General features: G+C 33.8%; 15 protein-coding genes. 7 read left to right on the forward strand and 8 right to left on the reverse strand.

What is annotated here, in order from left to right; translation table 11 throughout:
- Positions 1-107: 107 nt before the first annotated feature.
- Complete coding sequence (locus tag ACNQGB_RS01790) at positions 108-1,175, forward strand: glycosyltransferase (protein WP_417945433.1); 1,068 nt, start codon at positions 108-110, stop codon at positions 1,173-1,175.
- A gap of 79 nt (positions 1,176-1,254) precedes the next feature.
- On the opposite strand, the gene ACNQGB_RS01795 is transcribed toward ACNQGB_RS01790, so the two are convergent.
- Together ACNQGB_RS01795 and ACNQGB_RS01800 are read right to left on the reverse strand one after the other, a co-directional pair.
- Positions 1,255-2,310: a sensor histidine kinase gene (locus ACNQGB_RS01795; protein WP_417945431.1), complete on the reverse strand. Its 1,056-nt coding sequence runs from the start codon at positions 2,308-2,310 to the stop codon at positions 1,255-1,257.
- A complete protein-coding gene (locus ACNQGB_RS01800; RefSeq protein WP_309759283.1) occupies positions 2,311-2,994 on the reverse strand; it encodes a response regulator transcription factor in 684 nt (227 codons plus the stop codon).
- 175 nt (positions 2,995-3,169) lie between these two features.
- On the opposite strand from ACNQGB_RS01800, the gene ACNQGB_RS01805 reads away from it, so the two are divergent.
- The 5 genes from ACNQGB_RS01805 (at position 3,170) to ACNQGB_RS01825 (ending at position 9,567) form a co-directional block, all read left to right on the forward strand.
- Entirely contained in the window at positions 3,170-5,947 is a 2,778-nt protein-coding gene (locus tag ACNQGB_RS01805; RefSeq protein ID WP_417945430.1) for a TonB-dependent receptor, read from the forward strand.
- Positions 5,948-6,078: 131 nt separating this feature from the next.
- A complete protein-coding gene (locus ACNQGB_RS01810; protein ID WP_417945429.1) occupies positions 6,079-7,284 on the forward strand; it encodes a hypothetical protein in 1,206 nt (401 codons plus the stop codon).
- A gap of 115 nt (positions 7,285-7,399) precedes the next feature.
- Positions 7,400-7,738 (forward strand): T9SS type A sorting domain-containing protein, encoded by a 339-nt coding sequence (locus ACNQGB_RS01815; protein WP_417945428.1) that lies wholly within the window; start codon positions 7,400-7,402, stop codon positions 7,736-7,738.
- Between the two features lie 150 nt (positions 7,739-7,888).
- Positions 7,889-8,869, forward strand: a complete 981-nt coding sequence (locus tag ACNQGB_RS01820) for a LuxE/PaaK family acyltransferase (RefSeq protein ID WP_417945465.1) — start codon at positions 7,889-7,891, stop codon at positions 8,867-8,869.
- A 20-nt stretch (positions 8,870-8,889) separates the two neighbouring features.
- Positions 8,890-9,567: a hypothetical protein gene (locus tag ACNQGB_RS01825; RefSeq protein WP_417945426.1), complete on the forward strand. Its 678-nt coding sequence runs from the start codon at positions 8,890-8,892 to the stop codon at positions 9,565-9,567.
- Between the two features lie 138 nt (positions 9,568-9,705).
- Here ACNQGB_RS01825 and ACNQGB_RS01830 read toward each other — a convergent pair whose 3' ends face one another.
- Genes ACNQGB_RS01830 through tyrS form a run of 3 tightly spaced genes read right to left on the reverse strand, consistent with a single transcriptional unit; the run spans position 9,706 to position 11,489 of the window.
- Positions 9,706-9,960 carry a type II toxin-antitoxin system RelE family toxin gene (locus ACNQGB_RS01830; protein ID WP_417945425.1) on the reverse strand — a complete coding sequence of 85 codons (255 nt, stop codon included), beginning with the start codon at positions 9,958-9,960 and terminating at the stop codon, positions 9,706-9,708.
- Complete coding sequence (locus tag ACNQGB_RS01835; RefSeq protein ID WP_417945423.1) at positions 9,960-10,166, reverse strand: hypothetical protein; 207 nt, start codon at positions 10,164-10,166, stop codon at positions 9,960-9,962. Before ACNQGB_RS01835 ends, ACNQGB_RS01830 begins: the two co-directional genes overlap by 1 nt.
- 30 nt (positions 10,167-10,196) lie before the next feature.
- The gene (gene tyrS / locus ACNQGB_RS01840; protein WP_417945421.1) at positions 10,197-11,489 is read right to left on the reverse strand and encodes a tyrosine--tRNA ligase; all 1,293 of its coding nucleotides are present in this window, start codon (positions 11,487-11,489) and stop codon (positions 10,197-10,199) included.
- Positions 11,490-11,671: 182 nt separating this feature from the next.
- Between tyrS and ACNQGB_RS01845 the strand changes: the two genes are divergently transcribed.
- Positions 11,672-12,685 carry an NAD-dependent epimerase/dehydratase family protein gene (locus ACNQGB_RS01845; RefSeq protein ID WP_417945420.1) on the forward strand — a complete coding sequence of 338 codons (1,014 nt, stop codon included), beginning with the start codon at positions 11,672-11,674 and terminating at the stop codon, positions 12,683-12,685.
- Position 12,686: 1 nt separating this feature from the next.
- Here ACNQGB_RS01845 and ACNQGB_RS01850 read toward each other — a convergent pair whose 3' ends face one another.
- The 3 genes from ACNQGB_RS01850 to ACNQGB_RS01860 are packed head-to-tail and all read right to left on the reverse strand — an operon-like array spanning position 12,687 to position 15,195.
- The gene (locus ACNQGB_RS01850) at positions 12,687-13,106 is read right to left on the reverse strand and encodes a DUF4296 domain-containing protein (RefSeq protein WP_417945419.1); all 420 of its coding nucleotides are present in this window, start codon (positions 13,104-13,106) and stop codon (positions 12,687-12,689) included.
- A 10-nt stretch (positions 13,107-13,116) separates the two neighbouring features.
- Entirely contained in the window at positions 13,117-14,457 is a 1,341-nt protein-coding gene (locus tag ACNQGB_RS01855) for a dihydroorotase (RefSeq protein ID WP_417945417.1), read from the reverse strand.
- A 12-nt stretch (positions 14,458-14,469) separates the two neighbouring features.
- Positions 14,470-15,195: a polyprenol monophosphomannose synthase gene (locus tag ACNQGB_RS01860; protein ID WP_417945415.1), complete on the reverse strand. Its 726-nt coding sequence runs from the start codon at positions 15,193-15,195 to the stop codon at positions 14,470-14,472.
- Between the last annotated feature and the right edge of the window lie 3 nt (positions 15,196-15,198).

Consider the following 15,198-nt stretch of genomic DNA (forward strand, 5'->3'; position numbering starts at 1 on the left):
GTCCTGAAATAATATTTAATAACTTAATAGTTTAGTAATAGTTTACAAATATTAAAACGTCTTAACAACTGTATCTTCCCCCAAAGAAATATTTGAAATCATTACAAATGAATATAAAAACTGAACCTAAAACTATTTTAATCGCACCTTTAAATTGGGGTTTAGGTCATGCAACTCGCTGCATCCCTATCATAAGAGCTTTGCTTAAGAACAACTATATTCCTATAATTGCATCCGATGGAATTGCACTTGCATTACTACGAAAAGAGTTTCCGGCGGTTCTAACACTCGAACTCCCATCCTACCATGTTGAATATGCTGAGAATGGGGCCAATTTTAAATGGAAACTAATACAGAATGGCCCAAAAATGATAAGAGCCATTCAGCAGGAGAAAAAAATAATTCAAGATTGGGTTGAGAAATATGCGATAGACGGTATCATTTCTGATAATAGATTGGGTGTTTTAAGCAAAAAAATCCCCTCTGTTTTTATCACACACCAATTGAATGTGATAACCGGCAACACCACTTGGATCACCAGTAAAATACATCAAACAATCATAAAAAAATATTCGGAATGCTGGGTGCCCGATCTTGATGGAACAATAAATTTAACCGGAAAACTAGGCCACGTAAATCATCCCAATCTCAAAACAAAATACATTGGCCCTTTGAGCCGACTCCAAAAGAAATTAGTACCAAAAAAATACGATTTACTTGTAATACTGTCAGGTCCGGAACCACAGCGTGGTATGTTAGAAAAGCACTTAAAAGCCGAAATAGTTAAATACAATGGCACTGTAATTTTCATTGAGGGAAATGTCGAAAAAGAACAAAAAATAACAACGATTGGTACTGTTATCTATTACAACTTTATGAATTCAACTGAGTTAGAACAAGCTTTTAACGAAAGTGAAATGGTGCTTTGCCGTTCTGGTTATACGACCATTATGGATCTGGCTCAATTGAGAAAAAAAGCCTTCTTTATTCCCACACCCGGACAGTATGAGCAAGAATACTTAGCTGAAAAATTCCAAACTGAAAGATTGGTGCCTTATGCCACACAAACTGATTTCAAAATGGAAGATCTTGCAAAAATAGAAGACTATAGAGGTTTGCCTCAAATGAATTCTAAAATAAATTGGGAGAATTTATTCCAAGTTTTTGAAAAATAATCAAACTTTGGTTCACAAAAATAAAAAAAACCGATTCACAAGAATCGGTTTTTAAATTGTTTTAATCTTTGATTTTATGCTATTTTTTTACTTGATTTGTTTTCTCAAGTGTGAATGAAAATTCAGAACCTACACCGTACGTACTGTCTACATAAATTTTCTCATCATGTGCTTCAATAATATGTTTCACGATAGACAATCCTAAACCTGAACCTCCTTCTGTTCTGGCTCCACTCTTATCCACTCTATAAAATCGCTCAAAAAGTCTAGGAATATTTTTCTTTTCTATTCCTTCACCATTATCTGTAATGCGTACAATAACTTTTTCATTGGTTAGATCCTCGATACTAACCTCGGTCGAACCTTTCTCTTTTCCGTATTTAATTGAGTTTACAACAAGATTCATGACTACTTGTTGAATTTTTTCCTGATCTCCAACCACCATAACGGGTTTATTGTATCGCATATCAAACATGAGCAATATGTCTTTTTTTGAGGCTTTCATTTCTAGCAAATCAAAAACATTTTGTACGAGCTTTACGATATCAAATTCGGCTATTTCTAAATTTAGATCTCCTATTTCAAGTTTCGAAATCATGTCTAAATCCTGCACAATGTAAATCAATCTTTCGACTCCTTTTTCGGCGCGTTCCAAGTATTTTTTTCGAATGGTTTTATCGTTCATAGCACCATCAAGCAAAGTCGACAAATAACCCTGTACTGTAAATAAAGGAGTTTTCAGCTCATGGGAAACGTTGCCAAGAAATTCTCTTCGATATTCCTCACGGACTTTTAACGTTTCTATTTCTAGTTTTTTATCTGTTGCAAACTTTTTTACTTCTCGAGTAAGCGTTGCCATATCTGTGGTTATAGGCTGGTTTCTAAAAGTACTTGACTCGAGTAAAGAAACATCATCGTATATTTTCTTTACTTTTTTATAAATAAAACGCTCTACTCGATATTGAATAACAAGAAAAGAAAATGTACCAATAGCGATAGCAAAAATCAAACTAAATTGATACGAAAATTTGAAAAACAAATAGGTCAAAAAGCTAACTAATCCAGTAGAAAAAAGGGTAATATAAAGCGCAGACTTTACAGCGAAGCGATATGTTTTTTTAAAATTTATTGTCATTTACACTTCAAACTTGTATCCTACTCCTTTTATGGTTTTAAACAATTCCTCTCCAATTTTTTCGCGCAGTTTACGAATATGCACATCAATAGTTCTGCCACCAACCACAACTTCGTTGCCCCAAACTTTATCTAAAATTTCATCGCGTTTAAAAACTTTCCCCGGCTTTGAAGCCAATAAATAGAACAATTCAAACTCTTTTCTAGGTAAAGCAATTTCAATATTGTCCTTTACAATTTTATACTCTTCGCGATTAATTTCGATACCACCTACATTAAGTGTTTCGCTATTAATCTCTTTGTCTTTTAAGCGTCGTAGTAGCGCTTTTACTTTGCTGACTAATAACTTGGGCTTAATTGGTTTTGTGATATAATCATCAGCACCGGCATCAAAACCAGCAACTTGAGAATAATCTTCACTTCTTGCTGTTAGGAACGTAATCAAAACATTACTCAGTTCAGGAATTTTCCGAATATTTTCGCAAGCTTCCATTCCATCCATTTCCGGCATCATAACATCCATAATAATAAGGTCTGGAAGTTCTTTTTTAGCTTTGACTATAGCGTCTTTACCATTTACCGCCGTAACAATTTGATACCCTTCCAGAGAAAGGTTGTATCCTACGATTTCTAGAATATCTGGCTCATCGTCAACTAATAAAATCTTGGTGTGTTTTTTCTTCATAAAGCGCCAAAAATTGTTTTTGATTGGTAAATGTAATCATAAATGAGGTATCGAAAAGCTGTTAACCGTAATTTAATATTGGATGGTTTTTAGGAACAAAAACACAACACAAGCATAACAAGTCAGTAACTCAAATTTTACATTTTGACCGTTACTTTGCAAAAAATTTAAACAAATGAAATTCAAGTTACTATTTTTCACGTTATTACTTACAGCTATTTCTTTTTCGCAAAGCAAAGGGACCATTACTGGAACGTTAACAGACAAAGAGGCTAACAATCAGTCATTACCTTTTGCAAACGTTCTTATTAAAGGAACAAGTATAGGGACAAACACTGATATTGATGGTAAATACACCCTAAAAATAGAATCAGGATCATACACGTTACAGTTAAGTTTTGTAGGGTATGAAACTATAGAGGTTCCCGTTACTGTAATTGCCGATCAAACAGTAACGATCGATAAAGCATTGGGTTCAGGAAACTATACATTGAAAGATGTAATTGTAAAAGCAAAAGCGAATCGCGAGAAAGCGACCGCTCTACTATTAGAACAGAAAAATGCTGTAGTCATTAAACAATCAATAGGTGCACAAGAGCTTTCTGCCAAAGGTGTAAGCGATGTAGAAGAAGGTCTTACTAAAGTAACTGGAATTACTAAAGTAGATGGTAGAGGATTATTTGTAAGAGGTTTAGAAGATCGCTATAACAGTTTGTTAATAAACGACTTAGCCGTTCCCTCAAACAACCCGTTCAAGAAAATTATCCCATTAGACTTATTTCCAACGGATATTGTAGGTGTTATTGAAACGTACAAGACTTTCAACACCAATCTTTATGGCGATTTTGCTGGAGGAACTTTTAATATTGCAACATCAAAAGGATCTAAGAATATAACTAAAATAAACTTTGGAGCTGGTTATACCACTAATAATAATTTGCGAAAATTTTTAACCTCAAAGGATGCAACCGCAACGGCAGATTTCTTTGGTTTTTCTGGAAACGAAAGAGATTTTCCTAGTGTATTAGGAAGAGTCCCAAGTAACAGAGTTCTATCAGCAGAAGAATCATTAACTCAATTTGGTTCTGGATACGATGTAGAACAAAGTAAATCACCGCTAAATACAAGTTTTGGAATATTAAACTCACAAAAGTTTACATTTGGGAAAAACAATAATTCATTGCAATATTTAGTGTCTTTTAATTTTGACAACAAATTTCAATACAGAGAAGGTGTAGATCGTTTTTTTAATGCTGCTCAAGGAAATTATGACAATGACTTGTTCAACAAACAATACAAATACATCACAAACTCATCTGCGTTATTTTCATTGAATTACAAAACAGATAGACTCGAATTAACATCGAATACTTTTTATTTGAAATCCACTGAAAATATGATCCAAGACCAATTGGGTTATACCAATTCAGCCACAGTAAACAGTAACGGTTTTATTAGAATGAATCAATTGACCGAAACTGATTTCCTAAACTCTCAATTATTTGGAAATTACAAAGTGTCAAAAGACGATAGAAAAAACATTAAAGCGGGAATCTCGATCACAAAAACAGGTTTCCAATTACCGGACAGGAAATCATTTAAAGGTGTTTTACTAGATGATAACACTACAGCAATTAGTTATACTGGAAATAGCTTATACAGACAAACATTTGATGTAGACGGAAAATTTCACGTAGCAGGTATGTTAGAATACAACTATTTGTTTGGAAAATCTGAAACAAAAGACGCTCACAAATTAACCGTTGGTTATAACGCTTATGTAAATAGCATGGAATCTAGTTTTAGATTTTTAGTGTCAGAGAGAGTGAACTCGAATGCAGTTTCTTTCCCAACAAATTCTCCAGATGCAACATTAGCAACAGAGATCACTAATAATAAATTTACCTATAGAGAAGGAACTAATGCAACTTTCAAAGCAAAATTATTTGAATATGTTAATGCTGGTTATACTGACCTTGCGCTAAAATTGAGCGACGTATATGAACTAAATGTTGGGGTAAGAGTAGAGCAAAGTAATAGAGAAACTTGGTATAAAAACCCTGGTTCTTTTAATGATCCGTACCAGAAAAAAATTGTGTCTGGATTAGATATTTTGCCTTCCTTGAATATGAAATACAAATTCAACGAAACTTCTAATTTAAGATTTGCTGCTGCCAAAACAATTACTAGGCCAGTTATTATGGAGGCCTATCCATTGGAATTTGTAAATTTAGACGGAACGATTGAAAATGGAAATACAAACATTATTAATAGTGACAACTATAATTTTGATCTAAAATATGAATTGTTCCCAACAGCTAAAGAATTAATTGCAGTTACTACTTTCTCTAAGTTAATTCAAAATCCTATTGAGCGTTTGTTTACACAATCGGCAGGAAGTGGCGGACAAATCATAACTTATGACAACTCCAACAAAGCGTTATTAGTTGGTGCTGAATTAGAATTTTTGCTCCAGTTGGATCGTATATCTGACAAATTAAAAGATTTATCTTTTGGTTTCAACACTTCATTGATGTACTCAAAAGTTACTATTAGTGAAAGCAATTCTGTTGAAACAAATCCAAACAGAAAATTACAAGGTGCTTCTCCATGGTTAATCAATGCAGATTTAAAATATGATTTCGAAGTTTCAAAAAACTGGAGCAACACCGTTTCCTTCGTGTACAATGTTTATGGCAAGAGAATTTTTGCTGTAGGAACAAATGGTCTCGATCATTATTACGAACAGCCCTTTAACAAACTAGATTTAGTTTGGAGCAATAAGTTAGGAAAGAGATGGGATGCGAAATTTTCAATAGATAACATCTTAAACCCGAAATACAGCATCAAACTTGGTGAAAAGAGCACACTGCCAATTACCGAAACAGATTTAACAGTTAAGAGTTTCACAAGAGGAACAGGGTTTTCAATGAACGTTTCCTATTCATTTTAGATAAAATTAGTTAACATTTCAGTAACAATTTGGTATCTTTTTGATGAAGTTTTAGTAACGATTTAGAACCTTTTAGAAAAGAATTTTAAAATACTTTTACCAAAAGAAATTTACAATTAAACAAAAAAATTATGAAAAAAATTGCATTAAGTTTAGCTATTGTTGCTTCACTATTTACTGCTTGTTCACCAAGTGAAGATGCTGCAGAACCTGTAAAAGTTCCTGTTGTTGGAGAAATAACTGGAGATTTAACAGTATCAAAAACCTACGCATTCGGAAATTATACCCTTAAAGGTTTTGCAAAAGTGGCGTCTGGTGTTACTATTACATTTGAGGCAGGATCTACAATTACAGCAAACCCAGGAGATGGTGAAGATGCATTTGTGATTTTGAATGGTGGAAAGCTAATTGCAGTAGGAACTGCTGCAGAACCAATTGTATTCACATCATCAGTTAAATCTGCGGGTTCATGGGGTGGTATTATCATATACGGAGATGCTCCTATTGTAAACTCTGCTTCTGCCCCAGCACCACAAACAGCTACATCTGAAGATGGATTGGTATTGCCTTACGGAGGATCTAATGCTACGCACAATGGCGGAACTTTAAAATATGTTAGAGTAGAGTATGCTGGTCAAGTAATTACACAAAATAACAAAGAACAAAACGGTTTCTCTTTTTACTCTGTAGGTTCTGGTACTATATTAGAAAATTTAGTTTCATACAAAGGTAACGATGATGGATACGAATTTTACGGTGGAACTGTTAGTGCTAAAAATTTGATTTCTTACGGAAATTCAGATGACGCTTTTGACTGGCAAGATGGATGGAGAGGTCAAGACAATACGAACTGGTATGCATATCAAGAAGTAGTTGGTAACTACGGTATGGAAATTGAAGCTAAGAGTGTTAATAATGCATTCTTTCCTAAAGTTACAAACATAACACTAAAGAGAGCTGCAGGAACAAGTACTGAGGCGCAAGGTGAAATACAGTTAGATGCTTTTCAGTTTAAAAAAGAAGGTAATGGAGATTACAGTAATATCATTATCGATGGTTACAAAAATCAAACTACTCCTACTGCAAAAAATGGTGGTGTTATTCAGATCTTAGATTTAGCAACTTTCAAGAATCAAGTTGAAGGAGGGAAAATAAAATTGACTAACGTAAATGCAACAAATTCTGATAATACATTTATTTCAGGAGCTTCAACATTTACTGTAAGTGCAGCAAGTTTTATACCATCAACAAACTGGTCTCCTACTACAACCGCTACTGGTGCAAGCTTGTCAGGAGGTAACTGGTCAACAGTAAACGGATCTAGCTTGATAAAATAAATTCATACAAGAACTATATTGTTATAAAAGCAACGCTTCTCCATAAAAAGAGAAGCGTTTTTTTTGGTATGCTTTTTGAAATATTTTTTGTATATTTACTTTTCAAATAAATCTGATGGCAAAAAACTACTTTTATAGTATCATTTTATTGGTTTTTTTATTCACCTTAAGCGCAAGTGCTCAAGATAATAAGCAACAACCAAAAACGCAAGAAACCGCCGCAATCGAGGGTTTAAGCTTGTACCCGAACCCTGTGAGTAATGGTAAAGTATACATCACTACAAAAAACGATTTGGATAAAGAAATTATTATCTTTGATGTTTTAGGAAAAAAAGTGATGCAAACAATGCTCAACTCTAGAGAACTTAATGTTTCCAACTTAACGTCTGGTGTTTACATCATTAAAATAAATGAAAAAGACGCTTCAGCTACTAGAAAACTAATTATCAGGTAATATTTCCTCATTTAAATACTAAGCTCCAATTTTCTATTGGGGCTTTTTTTACGCATAATTCTAATGGAATGGATTCCAAAAAAACACACTATTGCTGTTTTGCTAATGGGTTTCCGTTAAAAAATTTGATTACTTTTGCAAAAAAAATTCTTGATTACAACCTCTGATATATTTGCCATTTCCAGTCAAAAACAGTTTGAGAAAATCGCCTTGAAAGTCTTTCGTTTCCAATATGAAAACAACTTGGTCTATCAAGAATTTTGTGATTTTTTAAAAACAGATCCTCAAAAAGTAAAATCATTACAACAGATTCCGTTTTTGCCCATACAGTTTTTTAAGAGCCACAAAGTGGTTTCCACTAGTGATGCTATTCAAGAAACCTTTACCAGCAGCGGAACGACCGGAATGATAACCAGCAAACATCTAGTTACTGATGTTACGTTATATGAGGAAAGCTACCGCAAAGGATTTTCAGAATTTTATGGAAATATTGAAGATTATGTTGTTTTAGCGTTGCTTCCCTCCTATCTGGAACGGGAAGGCTCTTCGTTAATTTACATGGTGAAGGATTTAATTGAGCTTTCCAATCATCCCGAAAGTGGTTTTTACCTCAACAATCACGACGAATTAATTGAAAAGTTACTTGCTTTAGACCAAGTTGGTCAAAACGTTATTCTGATTGGAGTTACTTTTGCTTTATTGGATTTAATAGAAAAACGCAAGTTTCAATTGCAACATACCATAATTATGGAAACCGGTGGTATGAAAGGTAGGCGTAAAGAAATGATTCGGGAGGAACTACACGAACAATTGTGTAAAGGTTTTGGCGTTTCAAACATCCATTCTGAATATGGTATGACCGAATTACTATCGCAAGCCTATTCTTTAGGAAATGGCGTATTTGAGTGCCCATCTTGGATGCAAATCCTCGTTCGTGACACTGAAGATGCTTTGACCTATATTCCTGATGGAAAAACAGGCGGAATCAACGTGATCGATTTAGCTAATATCAATTCCTGCTCCTTTATTGCTACGCAGGATTTGGGTAAAAAAAATCCCAACAACTCTTTTGAGGTATTGGGACGTTTTGATAATTCGGATATTCGAGGTTGTAATTTGATGGTTTTGTAATCTTATTAATTATTGGGAACATGCGTACTTTTTTTTTGATACTTTTTTTATTCACGTGCTTATTTAGCAATGGGCAAAACACCGATATAGAAGTTCAAATAGACTCTATAACTTACAAAGATCCATCTACTAGCGAACGAATATTTACGGTACATTACCACATCAAAAACAAAACAAAAAGTCTTATTTCATTAGTTTTAAATACTAATGATTTACGATCTAACATGTACAACAGTTCGTCTTGGATTCCCTCCTACCGGCTGTTTCAAGAAAAAAACATGATAGAAACGAATTCTGTATTCGATTCTAAAAAAAGTGATTCTATTCTTAAAAAAATGATGCAGAACCTAGAAAATAATCGTAAAGGTTTAGCTGATTATTTACTGAAGAAGCAAAAAGAATTAGAAATTAAAACCAGTAAAAAAATCATAGAAAGTATTGTTAAGTTTCAAGCCAATGAAACCAAAACCTTTTCTGCAACATTGTCTTGGGATAAAAACAGGTATCAAAAATTTGAAGACAATGAATATTTTTTAGATCACAACACAAAACATTATCTTGACTTGTTTTTATATTTCAACAAAGAAGAATTAACCTCTTCTCTGCTCCCCGAAGATTTAAAAATCATACTGGATGACCCCACAATCGCTACAGGATGGGTATACACTAATAAAGTAGAAATCAATTTTAAAGACTAATATGAAACAAAAATCCCAACAACTCCGAAGAATAATTGGGACGTTTTGACAATTCATATATCCGAGGTTGCAATTTGATGACCCTTGTAGAAGTTTAAAGTAATTTGTTTTATGGATTAACAAACTTAAAAAAAATCATCATTCATAAATATCTTTTCTGTGCCCTAAATCAATCACATCAATTAATAGAATCTCATCAATTATTTCATAAATTACTCTATAATCACCAACACGAATTCTATATCCCTTTCTACCTTTCAATTTTCTATAGCCTTTTGGGCGAGGTTCATCTGCTAAATCATAAATTTGCTTTTTGATAGCAGAATAATGAGGCTCATTAATTTTTAGTAAAGCTTTCAGAACTCTATTTCTAAACTCAATCGCGTAAGCCATTATTTAGCTTGTTTACGCTTTTCTTCAATAATTCTAAAAGCCTCATCTATCGAAATACGACAACCATCATCCTCTCTTTTGGCTTCATCATAAAGACGCACATCTTCTAAATCTTCCAACTTTTCAATCAATTTGTTATATTTTTTGATAGGCAACAAAACGGCTGTTCTATTCCCTTTTTCGTCAGTCAAAAATTGAGTATCCATAGCTTTAGTTATTTTAGTAAAGTTAGAAAATTATTTAATCCGTATCACAAAATAATTTTTCTTACCACTTTGCAACAATACAAACTGATGGTTGATTAAATCTTTGGTCGAAAGCAAAAAATCCTCGGTAACTTTTTCTTTGTTTACTGAAATAGAATTGGCTGTTAATGCACGTCTTGCTTCGCCATTGGACTTAAAAAATCCTGTTTTCTCGTTTAAAATATCTACAATATTAATTCCAGTTTCGATTTCATTTCTGCTGATTTCAGCTTGGGGAACACCATCAAAAACCTCTAAGAAAGTGGCTTCGTCTAATTGTTTCAAATCATCCGAAGTAGAATTTCCGAACAAAATATTCGATGCTTTTATTGCATTTTCTAAATCTTCTGTTGAATGAACCATCACCGTAATTTCTTCGGCCAAACGTTTTTGTAGCAATCGTAAATGTGGTGCTTCTATATGTTTTTCGGTTAGAATCTCGATTTCTTCTTTTGATAAGAATGTAAAAATCTTAATGTATTTCTCCGCATCAATATCTGAGGTATTCAGCCAATATTGGTAAAATTTATATGGTGAAGTTCTCGCGGCATCCAACCAAATATTTCCGCCTTCGGATTTTCCAAACTTAGTTCCATCTGCTTTTGTAATCAACGGACAAGTCAAGGCATACGCTTTTCCACTAGCGATTCTTCGGACTAATTCAGTTCCGGTGGTTATATTTCCCCACTGATCACTTCCGCCCATTTGCAACGTACAATTTTTATTTTTGTACAAATGTAAAAAGTCATATCCTTGAACCAATTGATAGGTGAACTCTGTAAATGACATTCCTTCGGCAGCTTCGGAAGACAAGCGTTTCTTTACTGAATCCTTGGACATCATATAATTTACCGTAATGTGTTTTCCAATATCCCGAATGAAATCCAAAAAAGAAAAGTTCTTCATCCAGTCGTAATTATTTACTAATTCAGCCGCATTAGCCGCATCAGAAGTAAAATCAAGAAAACGAGCCAATTGTCCTTTTATAGCTTCCTGATTGTGACGTAATGTTGCTTCGTCTAATAGATTTCTTTCATTCGATTTTCCTGATGGATCACCAATCATTCCTGTTGCACCACCCACTAACGCTAATGGTTTATGTCCCGATATTTGAAAATGCTTCAACAACATCACACCCACTAAATGTCCTATATGCAATGAATCGGCAGTTGGATCAATTCCCACATACGCCACACGCATTTGTTCCATCAAATGTTCTTCTGTGCCGGGCATTACATCGTGGAGCATTCCTCTCCAAGTCACTTCTTCAATAAAATTCTTCATCTTTGTAATCAATTTTCACAAAGATAATAATATCAATGGCAAAAATCAATTTCAATTACAATAACAATTTTTGTAAAAAAATTAATTTTAAAGTACTAAATTGAAGTTGTGATTGAAAATGTCATCCGATCGAAATTGTTATTGCTATTGCCATTGAAATTGATTTCATTACCTTTGTAAATATGATATTAGTCACAGGAGGAACTGGTTTAGTCGGCGCACATTTATTGCTTCATTTGATTGAATCCCAAAGTATGGGAAACAAAAAAGTGCGCGCTATTTATCGATCTACACCTTCGCTAGAAAAAACGAAAGCTTTATTTAACTTGTATAAAAAGGAAGCTCTTTTGGAACAAATCGAATGGATTTGTGCAGATATTACAGATGTTCCCTCCTTAGAAATTGCTTTTCAAAATATTAATATGGTCTACCATTGCGCCGCTTTGATTTCTTTTGATCCAAAAGAAGAAGAACGTTTGCGAAAAACAAATATTGAAGGCACAGCGAATATTGTAAACTTTTGTCTCGCTTTTGGAATACAAAAATTATGCTTTGTCAGTTCTATTGCTACTTTGGGTGATTTACCGCCTCATGAAAAATTCATCACTGAGGAAACGGAATGGAATCCAGAACTTCCGCATAATGATTATGCTATTTCTAAATATGGTGCCGAAATGGAAGTGTGGCGCGGACAACAAGAAGGTCTAACCGTAATTATCATCAATCCCGGTGTTATTATTGGTCCTATACTTGCGCATACGGATTGGGAAAAAGGAAGTGGCCAACTTTTGACAAAAGTTAAAAACGGCTTACAATTTTATACGCTAGGTGCAACAGGATTTGTTGCTGTTATAGATGTAGTGCGTATTGCAGTTCAGTTAATGCAAAGCGAAATAAAAAATGAACGCTTCACTTTAATTTCAGAAAACAGTGTCTTTCGTGATATTCTGAATGCTATGGCTGATGGATTGGGGGTTAAAAAGCCTACAATTCATGCTAAGCCCTTTTTTATGGAAATCCTCTGGAGATTGGATTGGTTTGTTTCGAATGTGTTTCAACAGGAGAGAAAATTGACTCAAACTTCAGCCAAAGCCTCCTATACCAATACTCTGTATTCCAATCAAAAAATTAAAGAGGCATTAAATACCGATTTTATAAACATTCACAAGTACATCAAAGAAATAACCCATTTATAACTTAATATACTTTTGGAGTATCACTGTCTATACTTGATTTTTGCTGCACCTTTTTAACCGATTTTTTCTTTTTTTGTTTTTTAATCAAGGAATCTACACTTTGAGTCTTGACTTCTAATCGCTTACTAATTTGCTCAAACATGCTCTTATACTCGTCGTAATCAGAAGCGTAATAAATATTGCTTTTGGCATATTGAATACTGTCAATTTTATATTTCTTAAAGATATACGCTCTAGAATTTATTTTAAAAGTATCCAAGGAAGCTGGATTTTGATTTTTTATAGCTTCTAAAACAGTCAAATCATACATAATATCGACCATAACATCTTGTGCAATCAATCGATCTGGCTTAGGTACAACTTCCTCTTTACAGCTGACAAATACTATTGCAATCGCTAAAAATAATATGATTTTTCTCATTTATGAAATTTTATCTTTCAAATAGCAAACGTTTCCCTGCACGAATATCTTTTACTTTAAAAGCAGTATAAACCAATTCTCCGTTTACAAAGGTATGGGTAATTCTAGATTTAAAAGTATATCCTTCAAATGGAGACCAACCACATTTAGCAATAATATTTTCTTTTTTTACGCTCCAAGGCAAACCTGCATTTACGATAACTAAATCTGCGTAATAGCCTTCTCTAATAAAACCTCGCTTTTCTATTTTGAAAATTTTAGCCGGATTATGGCACATTTTTTCCACTATTTTCTCTACGCTAATTTTTCCTTCATAATGTGCTTCAAACATAGCCACAACGGCGTGCTGCACTAATGGACCTCCAGACGGTGCTTTTAAGTAAGACTGATTTTTTTCTTCTAAAGTGTGCGGCGCATGATCTGTAGCAATAACATCAATTCGATCGTCTAGCAAAGCTTCCCACAACACTTTTCTATCATGGGCTGTTTTTACAGCTGGATTCCATTTAATCAAATTGCCTTTAGTAGCATAATCATCATTGGTAAACCAAAGATGGTGAATACAAACTTCGGCGGTAATTTTTTTATCTTCTAATGGAATTTTGTTGGTAAACAAATCCATTTCTTTGGCAGTCGAAAGATGAAAAACATGCAAGCGTGCTCCTGTTTTCTTGGCCAGTGCTATCGCTTTTGAAGAGGAAATATAACAGGCCTCTTCACTTCGGATTAGATGGTGCGCTGTAACGGGAATATCTTCTCCAAACTCTGCTTTGTATTTTTCTAAATTTTTTTGGATGGTCGTTTCGTCCTCACAATGCACCGCAATTAATAAGGGTGTACTAGAGAATATTTTCTCTAAAGTGACTTCATTATCCACCAACATATTTCCTGTTGAGGAACCTAAAAATATTTTTATTCCGGCAACATTCTTTGGATTTGTTTTTAAAACTTCCTCTAAATTGTCATTAGTCGCCCCCATCATAAAGGAATAATTCGCATATGATTTTTGCGAGGCCAGCTCGTATTTTTGTTCTAATATTTCTTGGGTAACCGCATTCGGGATTGTGTTGGGTTGCTCAATAAAAGAAGTAATTCCTCCAGCAATTGCTGCTTTCGATTCTGATTCTATATCGCCTTTGTGCGTAAGTCCAGGTTCTCTAAAATGCACTTGATCATCAATAGCTCCAGGAATCAAATAATTCCCTTCGGCATCAATAATTTTGCATTGAGAGGATTTTGCACTAATACTGTCTGCAATCTCAACAATTAAGTCATTTTCAATTAATACATCGCCTTCAAAAATGACTCCTTCATTTACAATTTTGGCATTCTTAATTAAAATCCTGTTCATCTTATCTTTTTCTTATAATGTGTTGACTAATCTTTTTAATCTAAGTGCAATTACTCCAAAAACAGCTTCAACAATTATAGAATTACTCATTTTGGACTGCCCTTTTGTTCTGTCAGTAAAAATAATGGGTACCTCAACAATTTGAAATTTTTTGCAATAGGTTCTGTATTTCATTTCAATTTGAAACGCATAACCCACAAATCGTATTGTATCTAAATTGATTTCCTCCAATACTTTTCGTTTGTAACAAATAAATCCTGCTGTGGCATCGTGTATCTTCATACCGGTGATGAATTTTACATATACTGATGCAAAATATGACAATAAAACACGACTCAATGGCCAATTGACCACATTTACTCCTGTAACATACCGAGATCCAACAGCTAAATCCGCATCGCCTAAGTGACAGGCATTGTATAATTTTTCTAAATCATTTGGATTGTGAGAGAAGTCGGCATCCATTTCAAAAATGAAATCATATTTACGCGCTAATGCCCATTTAAATCCATGAACATAAGCTGTTCCCAAACCCGATTTTTTGGTTCTTTTTTCTAAAAACAATTTCCCAGCAAATTCAGATTGAAGTAAAACTACCTTGTCAGCAGTGTGATCCGGTGAATTATCATCAATAATAAGAATATGAAAGGATTTATGCTGCGAAAACACGGACCGAATAATGCTTTCTATATTTTCAATTTCGTTATAGGTAGGAATTATAACAATACAATCATTCATCTT

The organism is Flavobacterium frigidum, from assembly GCF_048286795.2.

Coding starts and splice junctions, on each gene's coding strand:
- ACNQGB_RS01790 (WP_417945433.1), top strand. CDS start 108: ATGAATATAAAAACTGAACCTAAAACTATTTTAATCGCACCTTTAAAT.
- ACNQGB_RS01795 (WP_417945431.1), bottom strand. CDS start 2,310: ATGACAATAAATTTTAAAAAAACATATCGCTTCGCTGTAAAGTCTGCG.
- ACNQGB_RS01800 (WP_309759283.1), bottom strand. CDS start 2,994: ATGAAGAAAAAACACACCAAGATTTTATTAGTTGACGATGAGCCAGAT.
- ACNQGB_RS01805 (WP_417945430.1), top strand. CDS start 3,170: ATGAAATTCAAGTTACTATTTTTCACGTTATTACTTACAGCTATTTCT.
- ACNQGB_RS01810 (WP_417945429.1), top strand. CDS start 6,079: ATGAAAAAAATTGCATTAAGTTTAGCTATTGTTGCTTCACTATTTACT.
- ACNQGB_RS01815 (WP_417945428.1), top strand. CDS start 7,400: ATGGCAAAAAACTACTTTTATAGTATCATTTTATTGGTTTTTTTATTC.
- ACNQGB_RS01825 (WP_417945426.1), top strand. CDS start 8,890: ATGCGTACTTTTTTTTTGATACTTTTTTTATTCACGTGCTTATTTAGC.
- ACNQGB_RS01830 (WP_417945425.1), bottom strand. CDS start 9,960: ATGGCTTACGCGATTGAGTTTAGAAATAGAGTTCTGAAAGCTTTACTA.
- ACNQGB_RS01835 (WP_417945423.1), bottom strand. CDS start 10,166: ATGGATACTCAATTTTTGACTGACGAAAAAGGGAATAGAACAGCCGTT.
- tyrS (WP_417945421.1), bottom strand. CDS start 11,489: ATGAAGAATTTTATTGAAGAAGTGACTTGGAGAGGAATGCTCCACGAT.
- ACNQGB_RS01845 (WP_417945420.1), top strand. CDS start 11,672: ATGATATTAGTCACAGGAGGAACTGGTTTAGTCGGCGCACATTTATTG.
- ACNQGB_RS01850 (WP_417945419.1), bottom strand. CDS start 13,106: ATGAGAAAAATCATATTATTTTTAGCGATTGCAATAGTATTTGTCAGC.
- ACNQGB_RS01855 (WP_417945417.1), bottom strand. CDS start 14,457: ATGAACAGGATTTTAATTAAGAATGCCAAAATTGTAAATGAAGGAGTC.
- ACNQGB_RS01860 (WP_417945415.1), bottom strand. CDS start 15,195: ATGAATGATTGTATTGTTATAATTCCTACCTATAACGAAATTGAAAAT.